This is a genomic window from Mesorhizobium sp. LHD-90 (genome assembly GCF_030929505.1).
Lineage (GTDB): Bacteria > Pseudomonadota > Alphaproteobacteria > Rhizobiales > Rhizobiaceae > Kumtagia.
This window is the reverse complement of the sequence record NZ_JAVFVV010000003.1, coordinates 161,273-177,795: the sequence shown is the minus strand read 5'-3', so window position 1 is coordinate 177,795 and position 16,523 is coordinate 161,273. Positions and strand designations below refer to the sequence as shown.

At 65.9% G+C, this 16,523-nt stretch carries 8 protein-coding genes; 1 reads left to right on the top strand and 7 read right to left on the bottom strand.

Going from position 1 to position 16,523, the window contains the following annotated elements; all coding sequences use genetic code 11:
- Positions 1 to 22: 22 nt before the first annotated feature.
- The 4 genes from RB623_RS04880 to RB623_RS04865 all read right to left on the bottom strand — a co-directional run bounded on the left by RB623_RS04880 (position 23) and on the right by RB623_RS04865 (position 6,645).
- Positions 23 to 2,482: an ABC transporter ATP-binding protein gene (locus tag RB623_RS04880; RefSeq protein ID WP_308055640.1), complete on the bottom strand. Its 2,460-nt coding sequence runs from the start codon at positions 2,480 to 2,482 to the stop codon at positions 23 to 25.
- Positions 2,483 to 2,692: 210 nt separating this feature from the next.
- Positions 2,693 to 3,850, bottom strand: coding sequence for an ABC transporter permease (locus RB623_RS04875; RefSeq protein WP_308055639.1), 1,158 nt, complete (start codon positions 3,848 to 3,850; stop codon positions 2,693 to 2,695).
- Between the two features lie 12 nt (positions 3,851 to 3,862).
- Complete coding sequence (locus RB623_RS04870) at positions 3,863 to 4,900, bottom strand: ABC transporter permease (protein ID WP_308055838.1); 1,038 nt, start codon at positions 4,898 to 4,900, stop codon at positions 3,863 to 3,865.
- A 92-nt stretch (positions 4,901 to 4,992) separates the two neighbouring features.
- Positions 4,993 to 6,645, bottom strand: a complete 1,653-nt coding sequence (locus RB623_RS04865) for an ABC transporter substrate-binding protein (RefSeq protein WP_308055638.1) — start codon at positions 6,643 to 6,645, stop codon at positions 4,993 to 4,995.
- Between the two features lie 384 nt (positions 6,646 to 7,029).
- On the opposite strand from RB623_RS04865, the gene RB623_RS04860 reads away from it, so the two are divergent.
- Complete coding sequence (locus RB623_RS04860) at positions 7,030 to 7,518, top strand: hypothetical protein (protein WP_308055637.1); 489 nt, start codon at positions 7,030 to 7,032, stop codon at positions 7,516 to 7,518.
- 78 nt (positions 7,519 to 7,596) lie between these two features.
- Here RB623_RS04860 and RB623_RS04855 read toward each other — a convergent pair whose 3' ends face one another.
- The 3 genes from RB623_RS04855 to RB623_RS04845 form a co-directional block, all read right to left on the bottom strand.
- Positions 7,597 to 8,556, bottom strand: a complete 960-nt coding sequence (locus RB623_RS04855) for a hypothetical protein (protein ID WP_308055636.1) — start codon at positions 8,554 to 8,556, stop codon at positions 7,597 to 7,599.
- 133 nt (positions 8,557 to 8,689) lie between these two features.
- Complete coding sequence (locus RB623_RS04850; RefSeq protein WP_308055635.1) at positions 8,690 to 14,461, bottom strand: translocation/assembly module TamB domain-containing protein; 5,772 nt, start codon at positions 14,459 to 14,461, stop codon at positions 8,690 to 8,692.
- 9 nt (positions 14,462 to 14,470) lie between these two features.
- Entirely contained in the window at positions 14,471 to 16,396 is a 1,926-nt protein-coding gene (locus tag RB623_RS04845) for an autotransporter assembly complex family protein (protein ID WP_308055634.1), read from the bottom strand.
- Between the last annotated feature and the right edge of the window lie 127 nt (positions 16,397 to 16,523).

Below are 16,523 nucleotides of genomic sequence, written 5' to 3'. Positions count from 1 at the left end.
ATCTTACCTGGCGAGGCGCGGCCTACGGCTTTTCAGGTTTCCTTTCCGCGCCCTCGTCCGGAACATCGTCTTCGAAGGCCGACGGCACGTCGGCGTCGTCCGCCTGCCGTCCGTCTCCGACCTGCAGCGGGGCGATCGGCCCGACATCGGTATTGGCGTCGCGCGTCGCGCCAAAATCCTCGGAGCGGTCGTCGCGCTGCTCATGGGCACGGGCATGGCCGCGCGCCTCGGCCTGCTCGAAGGCGCCCTCGTCCTCGCTCGCGCCGGCGCTCGCCACCTTGCCGTGGGGCCGTTGCGGCGGGGTCCCGGCGAACCCCGGTCCGGTCCCCGGATGCGCATCCTCCGGCACGGGATCCTTGACAGGCGGCTCGGTCCCGCCGCCCTCGAAGGAGATCACCGGCTCCATCGTTGCGAGCTGCTCGTCGTCCAGCCAGCACAGGCTCATATGGCCGTCGCCCAGCGCCTTCAGCGGCGGCAGTTGCGTCTCGCATTTGTTGCCAGGCACGAATTTTTTCCAGCGGCAGCGCGTCTGGAACGGGCATCCGGACGGCGGGTTCATCGCCGAGGGGATATCGCCTTCCAGCACGATGTGTTTCTTGACCACCGACGTGTCGGCGATCGGGATCGCCGACAGCAATGCCTCCGTATAGGGGTGGTAGGGCGGCGCAAAAATCTGGTCGGTCGTGCCCTGCTCGACGATGTGGCCGAGATACATGACCACCACGCGGTCGGCGATGTAGCGCACCACGGAAAGATCGTGGCTAATGAAGAGCATGGTCGTCTTGTTCTTGCGCTGGATGTCCATCAGGAGTTCGGTGACGGCCGCCTGCACCGACACGTCGAGCGCCGAGACGGGCTCGTCCGCCACCACCACCTTGGCCGATCCTGCAAAGGCACGCGCCACGCCGATGCGCTGCTTCTGGCCGCCCGAGAGCTGGCGCGGCATGCGCTCGGCGAAAGCCCGCGGCAGTTTTACCAGGTCGAGCAGCTCGAACATGCGCTTCTTGCGGTCGGCCACCGTCTGGCCGACGCCGAACTTCTCCAGCGTGCGGATGATCTGCGAACCGACGGAGTGGCTGGGGTTCAGCGTGTCGAACGGGTTCTGGAACACCATCTGGATCGACGACACCGTCTGCACGTCGCGCGTCTCGATGCCGGTCGACTGGATCTGCTTATTGCCGAGCGTCACCTTGCCCGAGCTCGCCGTCTCCAGCCCGAGCAGCACCTTTGCCAGCGTCGACTTTCCGCAGCCGGATTCGCCGACGATGGCCACCGTCTCGCTTTCGCGTGCCTCAAAACTGATCGCCTCGTTGGCCTTGACGACGCGGCCCTCGCCGCTGCCGCCGAACACTTCGTTGGCGACGACGCGGTAGTATTTCTTCAGGTCGTCGATCTTCAGCACCGGCGCGCCGGGCTTCACCGGCTCGGTCGACTTGCGCGCGCCCTCCGGCAGCGCCGCCCAGTCGATCTCGTTGAAGCGGATGCAGCGCGAATAATGCCCCTCATGGCCCTCGACCGGGATCATCGGGATCTCGTCGGCGTCGCAGCGCCCCTTGACGAAATGCTGGCAGCGCGGCCCGAAATTGCAACCCTTCGGCCGCTCGTGCGGCAGCGGCAATTGCCCCGGAATGGCGATCAGCGGCCGCGCGTTCTTGTCGGCGCCGGGCAGCGGGATCGAGCGGAACAGACCCTGCGTATAGGGGTGGCGCATGCGGTCGAACACGTCCTCGATGCGGCCGGTCTCCACCGCCTCGCCCGAATACATCACCGTGATCTTGTCGCAGGTCTCCAGGATCAGCCCGAGATTATGCGACACGAAGATCATCGACGTGCCGAACTGTTTTCCCAGCCCCTTCACCAGTTCGACGATGCCGGCCTCGACGGTAACGTCCAGCGCCGTGGTCGGCTCGTCGAGCAGCAACAGCGCCGGCTTCGACAGCAGCGCCATGGCGATCACGATGCGCTGCTGCTGGCCGCCGGAAAGCTGGTGCGGATAGCTGCGCATCATGCGCTCCGGATCTGGCAGGCGCACCGCCCGCACCGTCTCCAGCGCGCGTTTATAGGCCTCCTCCTTCGACACCTTGTCATGCAGGATCGGCACTTCCATGAGCTGCTGGCCGACCTTCATCGCCGGGTTGAGGCTCGCCATCGGCTCCTGGTAGATCATGGCGATCTCGTTGCCGCGGATGGAGCGCAGCTCCTCCGGGCTCATGTCGCCCATGTCCTTGCCTTTGAACTTGATCCGCCCGCCGACGATCTTTCCGACATTCGACAGGTCGCGCATGATGCCGAGCGACACGGTCGACTTGCCGCAGCCGGATTCGCCGACGATGCCCATCGCCTCGCCGGGCTGCACCGTGCAGGAAAAGTCCATCACGGCGGGGATCTCGCCGCGCTTGGTGAAGAAAGAGATGGAGAGGTTTTCGATCTCCAGGATCGGCCGGGCGTTCTCGATGGTCGTGGCTTTGACGGCTTCGTTCATCGTGATGCTCCTCTCACCCTCCCCCTTGCGGGGAGGGTCGATCCGCGCAGCGGATCGGGGTGGGGGTCAAGACGTCAGGGGTTCGACGCTGCACCAGCGGGAATTGGAAATACCCCCACCCCGTCTCGCGGTGTTCCGCTTCGCTCCAACCGTTCGCCGACCCTCCCCACAAGGGGGAGGGTGAGGCGGGGAGGCCGGCGCCTACCATCCTCAATCCTTCAGCGACTGCTCGCGCAGTGCATCCGCCAGCAGGTTCAGCCCCAGCACGAAACTCATCAGCGCGATCGTCGGCGGCAGCGCCGGGTGGATGAACGAGCGCAGCAGCCGGCTGGCGTCCTTGATCGCCGTGCCCCAGTCGGGGCTCTCGGGCGCCAGCCCAAGCCCGAAATAGCCCAGCGTGCCGAGCAGGATCGTCGTGTAGCCGATGCGCAGGCAGGCATCGACGATCAGCGGCCCGCGCGCATTGGGCAGGATTTCCCAAAGCATGATGTACCACGGCGTCTCGCCGCGCGTCTGCGCCGCCGCGATGTAGTCGCGCGTCTTGATATCCATCACCAGGCCGCGCACGATGCGGAACACGCCGGGCGACGACGCGAAAACCACCGCCACAAAAATGTTGAGCTGGTTGGGATCGATGCGGACGATGCCGAGCGGATCGGCGTCGAACACCAGCCCGGCATAGATCCAGCCGCCGAGTATGATTGTGATCGCGAGCAGCGGATAGAGGCGCTCCGGCCGGTTCTTGAAGCGCGTGTAGAACAGCGCCACGAAGAAGATGATCGGGAACAGGAAGAACAGGCCGGCCATCCACCTGGGCAATCCCGTCTCGACGATGCCGGGCGTCACCAGCAGGTAGAACAGCAGGATCACCGGGAAGGCCAGCACCAGGTTCGCGAGGAACGACAGCACCGAGTCGATCCTGCCGCCGTAATATCCCGCAGGCAGGCCGAGCGTGGCGCCCACCATCAGCGCGAAGGCGGTGGCGGCGGGGGCGATGATCATCACGATCTGGCTGCCGTAGACCATGCGGCTGAAGATATCGCGCGCCAGCTTGTCGCCACCGAAATAGTAGATGCCGCCGCCGTCCGGCACGACGGCCCCCGGCAACGCGTCCTTCATCACCGGGATCTGCGCCAGCGGATCGAAAGGCGCGATGGTCGAGGCGAAGATCGCGGTGAACAGCCAGAACCCGCAGATCAGCACGCCGGCGATGCCGACGCCGGTGCCGAAGAGCTGGCCGTAGAGGCCGAGCTTCTTCCGGTAATAGATGCTCGCACCAAATACGATCGCCAGCGCCAGCCACACCGGCCAGAAGCGGCCGATCGCGCCGAGAATGATCTGGAAAGCGCCGATGGTTTCAGTTGGCACGGGCGCTCGCTCCTACTGCACGCGGATGCGCGGGTTGAGGTAGGCGTAACCCACGTCGGAGATGAGCTGTGTGAACAGCACGACGAACACCGAGACCAGAGAACAGCCGAGCAGCAGGTCGATGTCGTTGTTGCCCGCCGCCTCCACCAGTGTGAAGCCGAAACCCTGGTAACGGAACATCGTCTCGACGATCACCACGCCGGTCAGCAGCCACGGGAACTGCAGCATGATGACGGTGAACGGCGCGATCAGCGCATTGCGCAGCGCGTGCTTGATGACCACGCCGGAGAAGGAGAGCCCCTTCAGCCTGGCGGTGCGGATATATTGCTGCGTCATCACCTCGACCATCGAGGCGCGGGTCATGCGGGCGATATAGCCGATGCCATAGACGGCCATCGTCATCACCGGCAGCGTGAAATTATAGAAAGTGATGCCCTGGCTGGTTGCCGACGCCGCCGAGCCGTTCAGCCATCCGAGCCACGAGGCGAAGATGACGGTGAAGATGACGCCCGACACATATTCGGGCGTGGCGGTCGTGGCGATGGAGGCCACCGAAAGACTTCGGTCGGTCCGCGACCCTTCCCGCATGCCGGCAAGGATGCCGACAAGCAGCGAGATCGGCACCATGGTCACCATCACCCAGAACATCAGGATGCCGGTGGCGCCCAGCGCCGGCCAGAGTTTTGCCGAGACGGTCGTCTTGAACTTGGTCGAGCAGCCGAAGTCGCCCTGCAAAATGCCGCCGAAATAGGGCTCGGCCGGCTCGTTGCAGAAAGAGAAACGTGGTGTCGCCTTGCCGGTCTCCGGGTCGACGTTCGGCTGTTTCCGGATGACGCCGATCCACTGGCCGTAGCGCACGAAGAAGTTCTGGCGATAGCCGTTCTTGACCAGCCAGCTTTCGAGCTGCTCCGGCGGCGAACGCATATCGAGCTGGCTGATCGCGAGCTTCTTCAGGTTCGGCTCGAGATTGACCATGAAGAAGACGACCATCGTCAGGCACAGCATCGTGACGAGCATGGTGCCGAGACGGCGCAGAATGAAAGCAAGCATCATCGCCCCCTGCCGTGCGGGTTGGGGTCAGTGGTCGTCACCCCGATAAGGCTGGAAAGGGGGCATGCCGCCCCCTTCCGCAAACTCCGAGATCAAGCTTCGTCGAGCCAGACCTTGCCGAAATCGTGCTCGAAGGTCGGATGCATGCCGTGGTTTTTCACAACCGGCATCGAGCTGTTGTAGAGCTTGCGCCAGTACGGCTGGATGATGATGCCGGAACTCTGCAGGATCGTCTCGATGTCCTTCATCACGGCCTTGCGCTTCTCGGCATCGGCGATCCCCAGCGCCTCGTTGATCTTGGCGTCGAGATCCGGGTTGGAGTAGGCGGCCTCGTTCCAGGCCTCGCCCGTGCGGTAGGCGATGGCGACCACCTGGATGCCCAGCGGGCGCATGTTCCAGTTGGTCATCGAGTACGGATATTTCGTCCAGTCGTTCCAGAAGGTAGAGCCGGGCAGCACTTTGCGCTTCACCTTGATGCCGGCGTCGCGCAATTGCGCGGCGATCGCGTCGCCGGTGTTCTTGTGCCAGTCCTCATCGACGGTGATCAGCTCGTGCTCGAAGTCGGCCTGGCCGGCTTCGGCCATCAACGCCTTGGCCTTGGCGGCGTCGCGCGGCACTTTCGGCAGCTCGACATATTCCGGATGGATCGGCGCAACGTGGTGGTTTTCAGCGGTCACGCCGGCATTGCCGTAGCCGAGCTGCAGCACGATGGCATTGTCGACGCCGAGCTGCAGGGCGTTGCGCACCTTCTGGTCGTCATACGGCTTGTTGGCGACGTTGGTGCGCGCCACGATGGTCGCCGCCGTAACGGCCTCCGAGGTGACGGCGCCGACGCCCTCGAGGATCGTCACGTAGTCCGCCGAGGTCTCGTGGTTGGTATGGACCTCGCCGGCCTCGAAGGCCGACACCATCGCCGACGGATCGGTGCCGTAGTCGATGAACTCGACGCCGTCGAGATAGGCCTCGCCGCCCCACCACTTGCCGTCCTCGCGGCGCTTGTAGACCACCTTCTGGCCGACGTCGTAGGAGACCAGCTCGAACGGCCCGGTGCCGATCGGGTTCTTGACGAAATTCGCGCCGGTCTCGTCGAAGGAGCGGTGCACGACCAGCGCCGGATAGTCGCAGAGCTGCGGGATCAGCGCGATGTCCGGCTTGGTGAGCTTGAGCTTCACTGTCAGATCGTCGACCTTCTCGACCGAGCCTTCGCGCAGCTTGCCGCTGGCTTCGTCGACCAGCGTGCCGAGGCGGCCCGGCATCGAGTTGCCCTCGGCGCTCTTGTCGGCCCAGCGGGTGAAGTTGAAGATGACGTCTTCCGCCGTGAAGGTGTCGCCATTGTTCCAGGTCACACCCGGGCGCAGCTTCAGCGTGTATTCGGTGGCATCGTCGTTGATGTCCCAGCCTTCCAGCAGATAGGGTTCAAACGTGTAGTCCCTTGTGTACTTCACGAGCGGCTCGAGCGCCTGGCGCTCCGCGTTGGAAATCTCCGACCAGTCGGCGAGGCGCGGATCCTTGGGGTCCTTGACCCACATGGCCACCTTCAGCACGCCGCCCTTCTTGGGCTCCTGCGCCATCGCCGGGGTCGGCGCGGCCAGTCCGATCATGCCGTAGGCCATCGCGGTCGAGGCGCCGAAAACGCTGGCCATCGCCAGGAACTCGCGGCGATCCACCTTCCCTGCCTTCACGCTCTCGGCCATCTTTTCGATGTGCCCGGGAACGCGATCCCCATTGCTTTTGTAGAATGTCATTGCAAACTCCCGCTCTTTTTTGGCTTTTCGCCGTTAGCATTCCGCATCCGGTCCGCAATGTCAAAGCGAACGGGCGGCTGTTCCCCGAGGGAATGTGCAACTTTGCGGGAGGAGCGGTACGCGCGAATACGACACGAATGACGCAAATTCGCAAATTTGCGACTGTGCGATCCGATTCTTGATTTTCCGAAATGATATGAGACATCGCCCAACGGGATAAGGACCACAACCAGCAGCCGGTCGTGCCAACGGCTCCCGCAGAGCCGCCTGCCGTAACCGATTCGTCGGCTCAGCGGCATCGTACGGATACGCCGCCGCGAGAGCGTGTGCGGGGGCTTGGGACCAAGGCTGCCGCAGACGCGGCGGCTCCTTACGAGGCTCGACATGGTAACCGCAGCACCCGCATGCAGAAAGGCGTTGTCGGATGCGACGCTTCGCTGGCCGAAACGCAACCGCGCCAGCGACGGCATCATTGGCGACGCCGCGCATCAGGCCCGCAAGAGCGACCACAATGACGGCAACGCCTTCGACCTGACGCATGACCCGGCCAATGGCGTCGACTGCGAGCAACTGGCGAAGGAAGTCATCTGGGACAACCGCGTCACCTATGTGATCTGGAATCGGCAGATCTGCTCGACGGATCAGGTCCATCGCCGGCAGGCGGACGAGAGTTGCACCTATCCGCGCTACCAGGGCCCGGAGAAGCACAGGCGGTGGGAACCCTATGTCGGAACCAATCCCCACACGAGCCATATGCACGTTTCGATCAGGGTCGATGCCCGCGACGATCTTTCGCCCTGGTACTGGTCCCCCGACGAGAAGCCGCCGTCCGACAACCGCATGGGCGGGCCGAGAGTTTCGCTCGGCGCGTAGTGACTATGGCGGTTCCGGGAAACCGCCGGAAATCGCTCGGGGCGCAGCGAAGTCGCGGTTTGAGTCGAAGCGGCCGCCCTAGAATCCGTCACCGAGATACTGCCGGCGCAGGTCGGCAAGCGGCCGGCCGGCCCAGGCCCAGAAATCCCAGTCCGGCCCGAAGATGTCGATCTTCATCGCTTCGCCCCGCGCCCAGGCGCGCCAGAATTCCGAGGGGTCCATCGCACCCTCGGCTGATTTCGCGACGTCGTTGATCTTGATGCCGAGATGCCAGGAGAAGATCACCGGCAGCACATGGCCGGAGATCGGATGCACGGGATGCATCGCGGCGGTGAAGGTCGAAACCAGCAGTTCGCCGCGCGGGCTCGTATCGTAGCCGGCAAAGACATGACTGGAATCGTGTGGCAGCGAAAACACCAGGTTGAGCGCGTCCGGTTCGCCAGGCAGCGCGTAGCCGTTCCTGTCGAAATGATCGAGGAAAGCGCGTCCGAAGCTTCCGTCGGGCAAGGCGGAAAGGGCTCGAAAACGCGCGGCCAGGGCCGCATCGGCCTTGCCGTCACGGTAGGGCAGCAGGAAAGCCAGCGCCTCCGCATCGAGATTCGGACCGTCCGCCCAGGGCTTGCCGGTGATCGATTCCAGATTGTCGCGCACCATGTGCCCGAGCGCCCAGTGGAGATTGCCTTTCGCGGCCTCGGTGATCTCGTCGATGTAGTCGCCTTCGACGCCGACGGCCGGCGCATAGGCAAGCACGCGCCCGATCCTGGCCGGATCGAGGCTGCCGTCGACGAAGGCCGAGACGGCGATGAAGCGGATCGCCTCCTCCCTCAGCGCGGGCGTCGTTACCGTCGCGGCCAGCGCGGCCGGATCGCTTTGGGGGAGCCGCTCCGGGTCGATCGGATCTGCAATCCCGAATATCCAATGACCGGCCGCGACCAGGCTGGCCCGGTCCGCCTCGGTGAGCGCGCGGCCCATCCCGGAAACGTCCAGCATGGCGGCAAGTATGGCGAGCGCTTCTTGCCTGTTGGTTTCGATCTTCAAGCAGAGCCTCCAATGCACGCGGCAACGGCGATGATAGGCCCGGCTTTGCCGATTGCAATCGTGCCGCGACCATCTGACGGAGCAATGGTTCGGAAGAGACTCCGCCGCGACAAGCAAGCTGTCGCTAGCGCCGTCAGTACTCCCGCTCGAAGAAGATGCCGCCCTTGGCCTCGCCGTCGTCGCGGGCTTCGCCGCGCAGCTTGACGCCGCGCCCGACGTCGAGGTCGATCGCCGCCCTGCCCGATCCGGCCTTGTCGCCCTGCTCGATGGTCACATAGGTCCGTTCGTTCAGATGTTTGCCGACCGAGACCGCGGTGCTGCCGTCCTCGTTGGTCTTGACGTCGAGATCGTCGACGCCGAGTTTTTCGCGCAGCGAACTCAACAGTCCTGTGGTGCCGCCGGCCCCCGCCAGTTCCGCCGCCGCCTCCGCCAGCCGCGCGATCTGCAGCGGCGACAGGTTCCCCATCGCCTGTCCGAAGATCAGCCGCGCCAGCACCTCGTCCTCAGGCAGTGCCGGCACCGAGGTGAAGCTGAATTTCGGGTTGTTGGCCGGGCCGCTGACCGCGACGGTGATGGTCGCGTCCCTGGTGCTGGTCTCGGCTGCCATGTCGAGCGTCGGCACCAGCGAGCCGGTGAAGCCCAGCGTGCCGCGCGTGAACGTCAGCCGCCGGCCGAGTAGCATCAGCCGGCCGCGGCGCATGGTGAACTCGCCGTTTGCCCGCGGCGCCGCCGCCGGGCCAACCAGCTTCAGCGAGCCGCCGAGTTCGGCATCGAGCCCCCGGCCTTGCACGAAGATGCGCTGCGGCGCGTTGACGGTAAGGTCGAGCACCAGCCCGCCCGACGATTGTCCGCCGCTCGGCTGCGCCGGCCTCATCGCCTGGTCCTGCCTCTTGACCGCCGCGGTCGCGTTCTTGTGCCTGACGTCGAGCGCCGTCAGCGAGCTGGGCAGCCGCGCCGGAATGGCGATCACCGTGCGCGACAGGTTGACCGTGCCGCCGATCTTCGGCGCCGAGGCCAGCGGCCCGGTGACAGTGAGGTCGCCAGACATGGTCGTCGTCACGATCTCGCCGTCGGTGTAGCGCGCATCCGTGAGCTTCACCTTGATGTCGCCCGGAAAGCCGCTCGCCGGGTCGATGCCGACCGAACCCGACGCCGACACCGAACCGCCGGTCGACAGGTTGGCGCTGGCGCGCGAGATCGTGGCGCGGCCGCCGCCCAGTGCGATGTCGGCGGCGATGTCGTTGAGCGCGATGCCGGTGCCGGCATCGACCAGCCGCGCGCCGGAGGTGCGTATGTTGCCGCCGATCACCGGCGCGGTCGCCGCGCCCGTCACCGTGACATTGACGTTGGCCGAGCCGGTCAGCGCCAGCCCCTGCGCCGCCAGTTGCCGCCGCACCAGCGCGAACGGCACGCCGCCGTCGAATTTCAGGTCGAGCCGCGGCGGCCCGCCGAGCGTCACCGTGCCGCCGCCCCGCAGCGCAAGGCCCGAGCCTTCGCTCATATTGGCCTGGAAGGTGAGCCTGTTCGACGCGAAATCGCCGGTCGAGCGGATCGCCAGCGCGCCGACGCCGGCGCCGCGCGTCTGCGAGGTCTGCGCGCCGCTCCACTCCATCGTGTAGGCGATAGCCGGGTTGGCCGCCGCGCCCGTCGCCTTGACCGTGCCGGAGATGGTTCCGCCGGCATCCAGTCCCGGCGCAAAGGCGTTGACCACCGAGGCCGGTATCCGCGCCAGCGTTGCGTTCACATTGAGGGACGATCCCGCCGTGCCCGACACCGTCACCGAGCCGCCGCCGACATTCAGCGCCACATTGTCCAGCCTCGTCTGGCCGCCGGCGATGCTCACCGTCGAGGCCCGCGCCAGTGCCGCCTTGATGCCGCGCATGGTCGCTTCGGCGCTAGCCAGCTCGACGGTCGTGGTGCCGTTCTCGACTTTTACCCGCCCCGCCGCCTTCAGTGGGATGTCGTTGACCGACGCGCCGCCGGAAAACCGCGTCCAGACGTCCTCGCGCGAAAGCTTCAAGTCGATGCCGCGCACCGCCGTCGTGCCGGCCCGCACCTCCTGCGCCTTCACCGTTCCGGCGACACCCGGCGAGACCATGTAGTTGCTGATCTGCGCGTCGACCGCCACCGACCGCACCACGATGTCGCCGCGCGTGATCGAGTCGGACTGCAGCGACACCGTCGCCTGCGCCGCCTGCCCCTGCCGCGAAAAGCTTGCCTTGCCCCTGACGCTGCCTTCCACCGTCTCCAGTGCAAGCGCGGCCAGCGGGCCGATATCCGGCAGGTCGAAATCGATCGAGCCCTCCGGCACGAAATCCTGGTCGAGCGTCAGCGCGCCGACGATACGGTTCTTGCCGAGCGACAGGTTGAGGTCGCCGACCTCGCTGCGCCCATCTGTCGACTTCAACACCGCCCTGCCGTCCAGCGTCTCGCCGGCAACCCGTCCTGTGAGCGTCACATTGGCCTGCGGATTGGCCAGGTCGGCTTTCGCCGAAGCGTTCAGCGCAAGGTTCTCGATGTCGCGATCCGCCACCGTCATCCTATCGCTGGTCACCGCCAGCGTCACGTCGGGCGTTGCCAGCGCGCCCTTGGCCGTCGCCGCAAAGGCGATGGCGCCGCTCGCCTGCTGCGCCAGCGGCGAGATGTCGGCCAGCGCGCCCTTCACATCGGCATCGATCTGCCCGCCGGAGAGCCGGATGACGCCGCTGCCGGTCAAGCCGCCCGACTGCAGCGCCAGCGAATTGGCCGACACATTGCCTTCGGTATCGCGCTCCAGATCGGTCGACAGTGTCAGTTTCGGTCCGAGCACCGGCCGGACAGGCGCCGGCAGCGCCGCCGACACGACATCGGCTTTCAGCTTCAGCGTGATCGATCCGTCCTTGAGTGACACCTTTCCGCCGAATGCTCCATCGATCGCGTCGCTGCGCAATATGCCGTTGGTCACGGTCAGTGCGTCGGTTTCCAGCAGCCCGTCGAGCTGCGCCCGCACCTCACCGGCCACCAGCGGCGCCACGGTCGGGTTGTCGATCACCAGCCGTTCCGCCGTCGCCGAACCGGTCACCGCCCCCAACCGCGAGGCAATGTTGAACTTGTCGGAGCGCAGCGTGATTCCGAGGTCGATCAACTGCACGTCGTTGGTCGCGACTTTCGAAAGGTTCGCGCCGATGTCGAGCTTCGGCTCCGCGATCGGTCCGGAGATGCGCGCCGTGCCCGAACCCACCGTGATGTCGATCGGCGCCTCGTCGGTGCCGAAGGACAGCGGCAGGCCACTCTGGCCGGCGCCGAGCTGCACGGAGATGTCGACCGCGCCCGCCGGGTCGTAGCTGCCGGAAGCCTTGGCCGTCAGCGCGCCGTTGGAAACCTCGGCGCGCTCGATCGTGATCGGCCCGCCCTTCGCCAGCAGTGCCGCGACGTCGTAATTTGTCTTGCCGCCAAGGATTTTCCGGGCCGCTTCCGGAATGAAGCGCGCGAAGTCGCCGTCGCCCCTGGCCTCCACTTGGCTGCCCGCGTCGGTCATCCGGTGCGCAACAGTGAAATTGGTTACCGCCTCGCCGCCCATCGACAGCGTTCCCTGACCGCTGATGGCTGCAATCGTACCGTCGACCGAAAGCCGCAGGTCGGCTGGCGGCTGGTCCGGCGCCAAGCCGGCCAGCGTCGCGCCGACCGTGCCGGCGATCGCCGGCGTCTTCAGATAGTCGCTAACCGTCGCGTCGACGGCGATATTGCTGACGGTCAGTGCCTCGCGCGTGATCGAGTTCGACGTGAGCGCGATCTTCACCTGCGGCACGCCGCCCGCCTCGGCGAAGGTGGCGCTGCCCTTGGCCGCCCCCTCCACCGTCTGCCCGGCAAGCGCGGCCAAGCGCGACAACTCCGGCAGGTCGAAGGTCACCGTGCCGGCCGGCGTGAACTTATCGTCGAGCGAAAGCTGGCCGGAGATGCGGTTAGGGCCAAGCGAGAAGTCGAGGTCGCGGAGTTCGCGCTTGCCATCGGTTGTGGCGACCACCGCCTTGCCGCCTATCGCTTCGCCCTGGAACGAACCCTTCAGCGTCACCGACGCCTGCGGCGCGGCGAGGTCCACCGTTCCCGAGGCGCGAAGATCGAGATCGTCGATGGCGCGATCGCCGAACCCCAGCCTTTCGCTGGTGACGTTGGCCTCGATTTCGGGCGCCGCCAGCGGGCCTTTTGCCGTCGCGGAAACAGCGACGGCGCCGGAGGCCTGCGGCGCCAACGGCGAAATATCGGCCAAAGTGCCCTTTAGGTCGGCGTCGATTGTTCCCTCGCTCAGCTTCGCCGAGCCGCTCGCGGTCAGTCCCCCCGATTCCACCGAAAGCGCGTTGGCCGAGACGTTGCCGGAATGGTCGCGCTCCAAGTCGGCCGATAGCGCAAGCCTGTCGCCGAGCAGAGGCCTTGCGCCGGGCGGCAGCGCCGCCGACACCACCTCGGCGCCGAGCTTGAGTGTGATTGACCCGTCGGCCAGCGAAACGTCGCCGGAGAAAGTCCCGTCCACCGCATCGCTGCGTAGCGTGCCCTTGGTGATCTTCAGCGCGTCGGTAGCGAGCGTACCTTCCAATCCCGCTCTTATCTCGCCGGCGACAAGTGGCGCCACGGTCGGATTGTCGATTGCAAGGCTGGAGGCAGTCGCCGCGCCGGTCACCGGCCCCGAGCGCGCCGCCACGTCGAACTCGTCGGAATGCAGCGTGATCCCGAGATCGGAGAGTTTTACATCCCTGGTTGAGACCGACGGCAGTTTTGCGGAAATGTCGAGCCCGGGGTGCCGTCCGTCGCCGAGCGCACGCACGCTGGCCGAACCGATGACGATGTCGATCGGGCTCTCGTCGGTCCCGAACGACAGCGGCACGCCGTTGTTCTTGGCCGCGAGTTCCAGCGCGATGTCGGTCAGCCCCTGCGGATCGTAGGAGCCGGTGCCGGTCACGCCCAGCGCGCCGCTGTCGATTTTTGCGCGGGCGATCTCGATGCCGCCGGCCTTGGTCAGCGTGCCCGCCAGGTCGAAATCCGCCTTGCCCGCCAGCAGCGGCCGAAACCGCTCCGGCAGGAAGCGGTCGAACACCCCATCGCCCTTGGCTTCGACCACATTGCCGGCGTCGGTCTGCCGGTGCGTCGCCGAAACGCTGGTGACGAGATTGCCGTCCACCGCGAATGTGCCGTTGCCCGTCCAGTTGGCCAGCGGCCCGGAGCCGGTGACAATGATGTCGACCGCCGGTTTTCCGGGCAGGCCGAGCAGGTTGGCGAGAATGCCGCCGGATGGCTCGGAGGCCTTGAGGTCGATGTCGAGCTTATTGTCTTGTGGCGCGAAATCGATTGCCGCCAGCACCTCGCCCGCCGTGCCGTCGGTGCGCGATACCGTCAGGTCCGCGTTGACCGTCAGTGGCGAGGCCTGCGCCATCGCCTTGCCCTTCGCCGCGATGCTGGCGACTTGCCCGCCGGTCACGGACTGGCCGAGCGCGATGTCGGGAAAATCCAGCGCGCCGATCGACACGTCGACAGGCAACGAGCCGGAGCCGCTTTTGGTCGGCGCCGGCTCGGCCGAGGGTTTCGGCAGCCGCGCGAACTCGACGCGCTCGGCGGCGATGCGGTCGGCGTCGAACCTGAGCCACAACAGCGAGGTTGGCGACCAGTCTACCTCTACACCGCGCACCGCCAGCCAGGGGCCTTCCGAATCCTCCAGCACGAGCTGGTCGAGCGAGAAATTGCCAGACCAGATGCCGTTGATGCCCGAGATCCGCACCTGCCGGTCGGGCGTGGACGCGAAATCCGAGATCAGGCCGGCGAGATTCTCGCGACCCTTGGGAGTCAGCGTCAGCACCGCCAGCGCGCCGACCGCGAAGGCCAGCGCGATCAGCACCGTGTATTTGAGAATCCTGAAAAACCTGCGGAGCCAGATCATGCCGCCGCCTCAGAAACTCTGGCCGATGCCGGCGTAGATGCCGAAGCTCGGATCGTGGGAATCCGGGTTCAGCGGCACGGCGGCGTCGACGCGCAGCGGCCCGAACGGCGTCATGTAGCGTATGCCGATGCCGGCGCCGACCTTCACGTCGGAAAAGTCCGGAGTGGAGTCCAATGATACCGTGCCGGCATCGACGAAAGGCACGATGCCGAACGTGTCGTTGATCGCGTAGCGCAATTCCACCGAACCTTCGGCCACGGAGAGGCCGCCCGTCGGCTCATCGTCCTTCCTCGGGCCAATGCCCTGATAGGCGTAGCCGCGCACCGAGCCGCCGCCGCCCGCATAGAAGCGGCGGTTGGCCGGCACTTCCTCGACGCTGGCCCCGACGATCGAACCGAAGAGTGCCCTGCCCGCAATCACCACCTTGCCGCTGGAATCGAGCGCCATATAGGCCGAGCCCTCGCCTTTCAGCTTCACGAAGGCGACGCTGTTCAGCATGTCGTAGGCCGGCTCGACATAACCCACCGCGCGAAATCCCTTGGTCGGGTTCAGCTTGTTGTCGCGGTTGTCGAAAGCGTATTGCAGCGGCGTCGAGACGATCAGATAGTCGTGGTCCTCGACGAAGGCGTCGGTGATGCGCGCGAACTCGACGTCGAGTTCCGCCGACACGCTTTGCGTCTTGCTGAGCTGATAGGCCAGGCCTGCGCTGCCTTCGACCGACAGTCGGTCGTAGGCATCCGGGTGCTCGAAAACGGTTTTCAGGCTGGTGAAGAACTTCGAGGCCGGACCGATCACGCCCGGCTTCTCGAACATGATGCCGGCATTGTAGTTCAACGCCGTGAACTCGTTGCTGCCGATGCCGCTGATCGAGCCCTCGACGCGCAGCTTCTCGGCATGGCCGAACAGATTGCGGTGACCCCAGTAGCCCTCCAGCCCGATACCCTCGGTGTTGGAATAGGTGGCGCCGACGCCGTAATAACGCAGCTTGCGCTCCGTCACCGTGACGTTGATCGGGATGTTGCCGTTGCCGTCGAGCGCGTCGGCTTCCATCACCGCAACGCTGTTGAACACGCCGAGTCCGGTCAGCCGCTCGCGCGCCTCGTCCATCTCCGCCGGCGAATACTGTCTTCCCGGCTCCAGCCCCGCCATGTAGCCGGTGAAGCTGCTGTCCATCGATTCCGTGCCCGACACATTGGTAGGGCCGTAGCCGGCGACCGGCCCGGCCGCCACGGCAACAGAGACGTCGACCGTTCCGGTCCTGTGGTCGGCGATCACTTCGCGGCCGGTGACCTTGGCAAGCGGCCGGCCCTCGGCCTTCAGCCTTCTCACCACCTCCGATTCGGCCCTGAGTATCCGGGTGGAACCGGCGTCGCCGCCGGGTGTCAGGCCGAACTCCGCCGGCGACAGGCCGGCGGCGTCGCCCTTCAGTTGCACGTCGCCAAGGACAAAAGTCTGGCCCGGCTCGACACTGATCGTCACCGGCACCGGCCCGGCGCCGAATTCGGCGTCCGGCGGCAGCGTGTCGATCGACTTGCCGGCGATCAATATGTCGACCACACCGTCATAGCGCGCCGCCTCGTAGAGCGCCGCCACCAGCCTTTTGCGGTCGCCGCGCGCCTTGGTGAGCAGCCCGAGCGACCCGGAGACCGGACGGTCCTCGTCGGCGACCAGGGCGGAGGCGTCGCTGATCTTGTCGTTGAGATCGCTGTCGCCCCCCGCCACCTCGACCGTCACCTTGTAGTGCAGCGGGTCGGCGATGTCGGCGTCTTCCTCGTTCTCCCTCTCGAAGAACTTGAAGCCGAACAGCTCGAAGGCGGCGGCCCGCTGTGGCAGCGCGACGAGAGCGGTCGTGCACAGCAGTCCGGAAAGGGCGACGCGCGCGATCCTGACGGTCGCGGTCTCGCCCCTCCAACGCTGCGGTCGCCGCTTCATCATTAACGCGAACTTACTCCGGCTCGTAATTTTGAACGGTCGAAATGAACCGTTCGTAAAGGGGCCACAATCGCGCTGTCAGAAATCATTGGGCAATTCATGACGATACGTGTTCAACTGCCCCCTTCGG

Coding starts and splice junctions, on each gene's coding strand:
- RB623_RS04880 (WP_308055640.1), bottom strand. CDS start 2,482: ATGAACGAAGCCGTCAAAGCCACGACCATCGAGAACGCCCGGCCGATC.
- RB623_RS04870 (WP_308055838.1), bottom strand. CDS start 4,900: ATGCTTGCTTTCATTCTGCGCCGTCTCGGCACCATGCTCGTCACGATG.
- RB623_RS04865 (WP_308055638.1), bottom strand. CDS start 6,645: ATGACATTCTACAAAAGCAATGGGGATCGCGTTCCCGGGCACATCGAA.
- RB623_RS04860 (WP_308055637.1), top strand. CDS start 7,030: ATGGTAACCGCAGCACCCGCATGCAGAAAGGCGTTGTCGGATGCGACG.
- RB623_RS04850 (WP_308055635.1), bottom strand. CDS start 14,461: ATGATCTGGCTCCGCAGGTTTTTCAGGATTCTCAAATACACGGTGCTG.
- RB623_RS04845 (WP_308055634.1), bottom strand. CDS start 16,396: ATGATGAAGCGGCGACCGCAGCGTTGGAGGGGCGAGACCGCGACCGTC.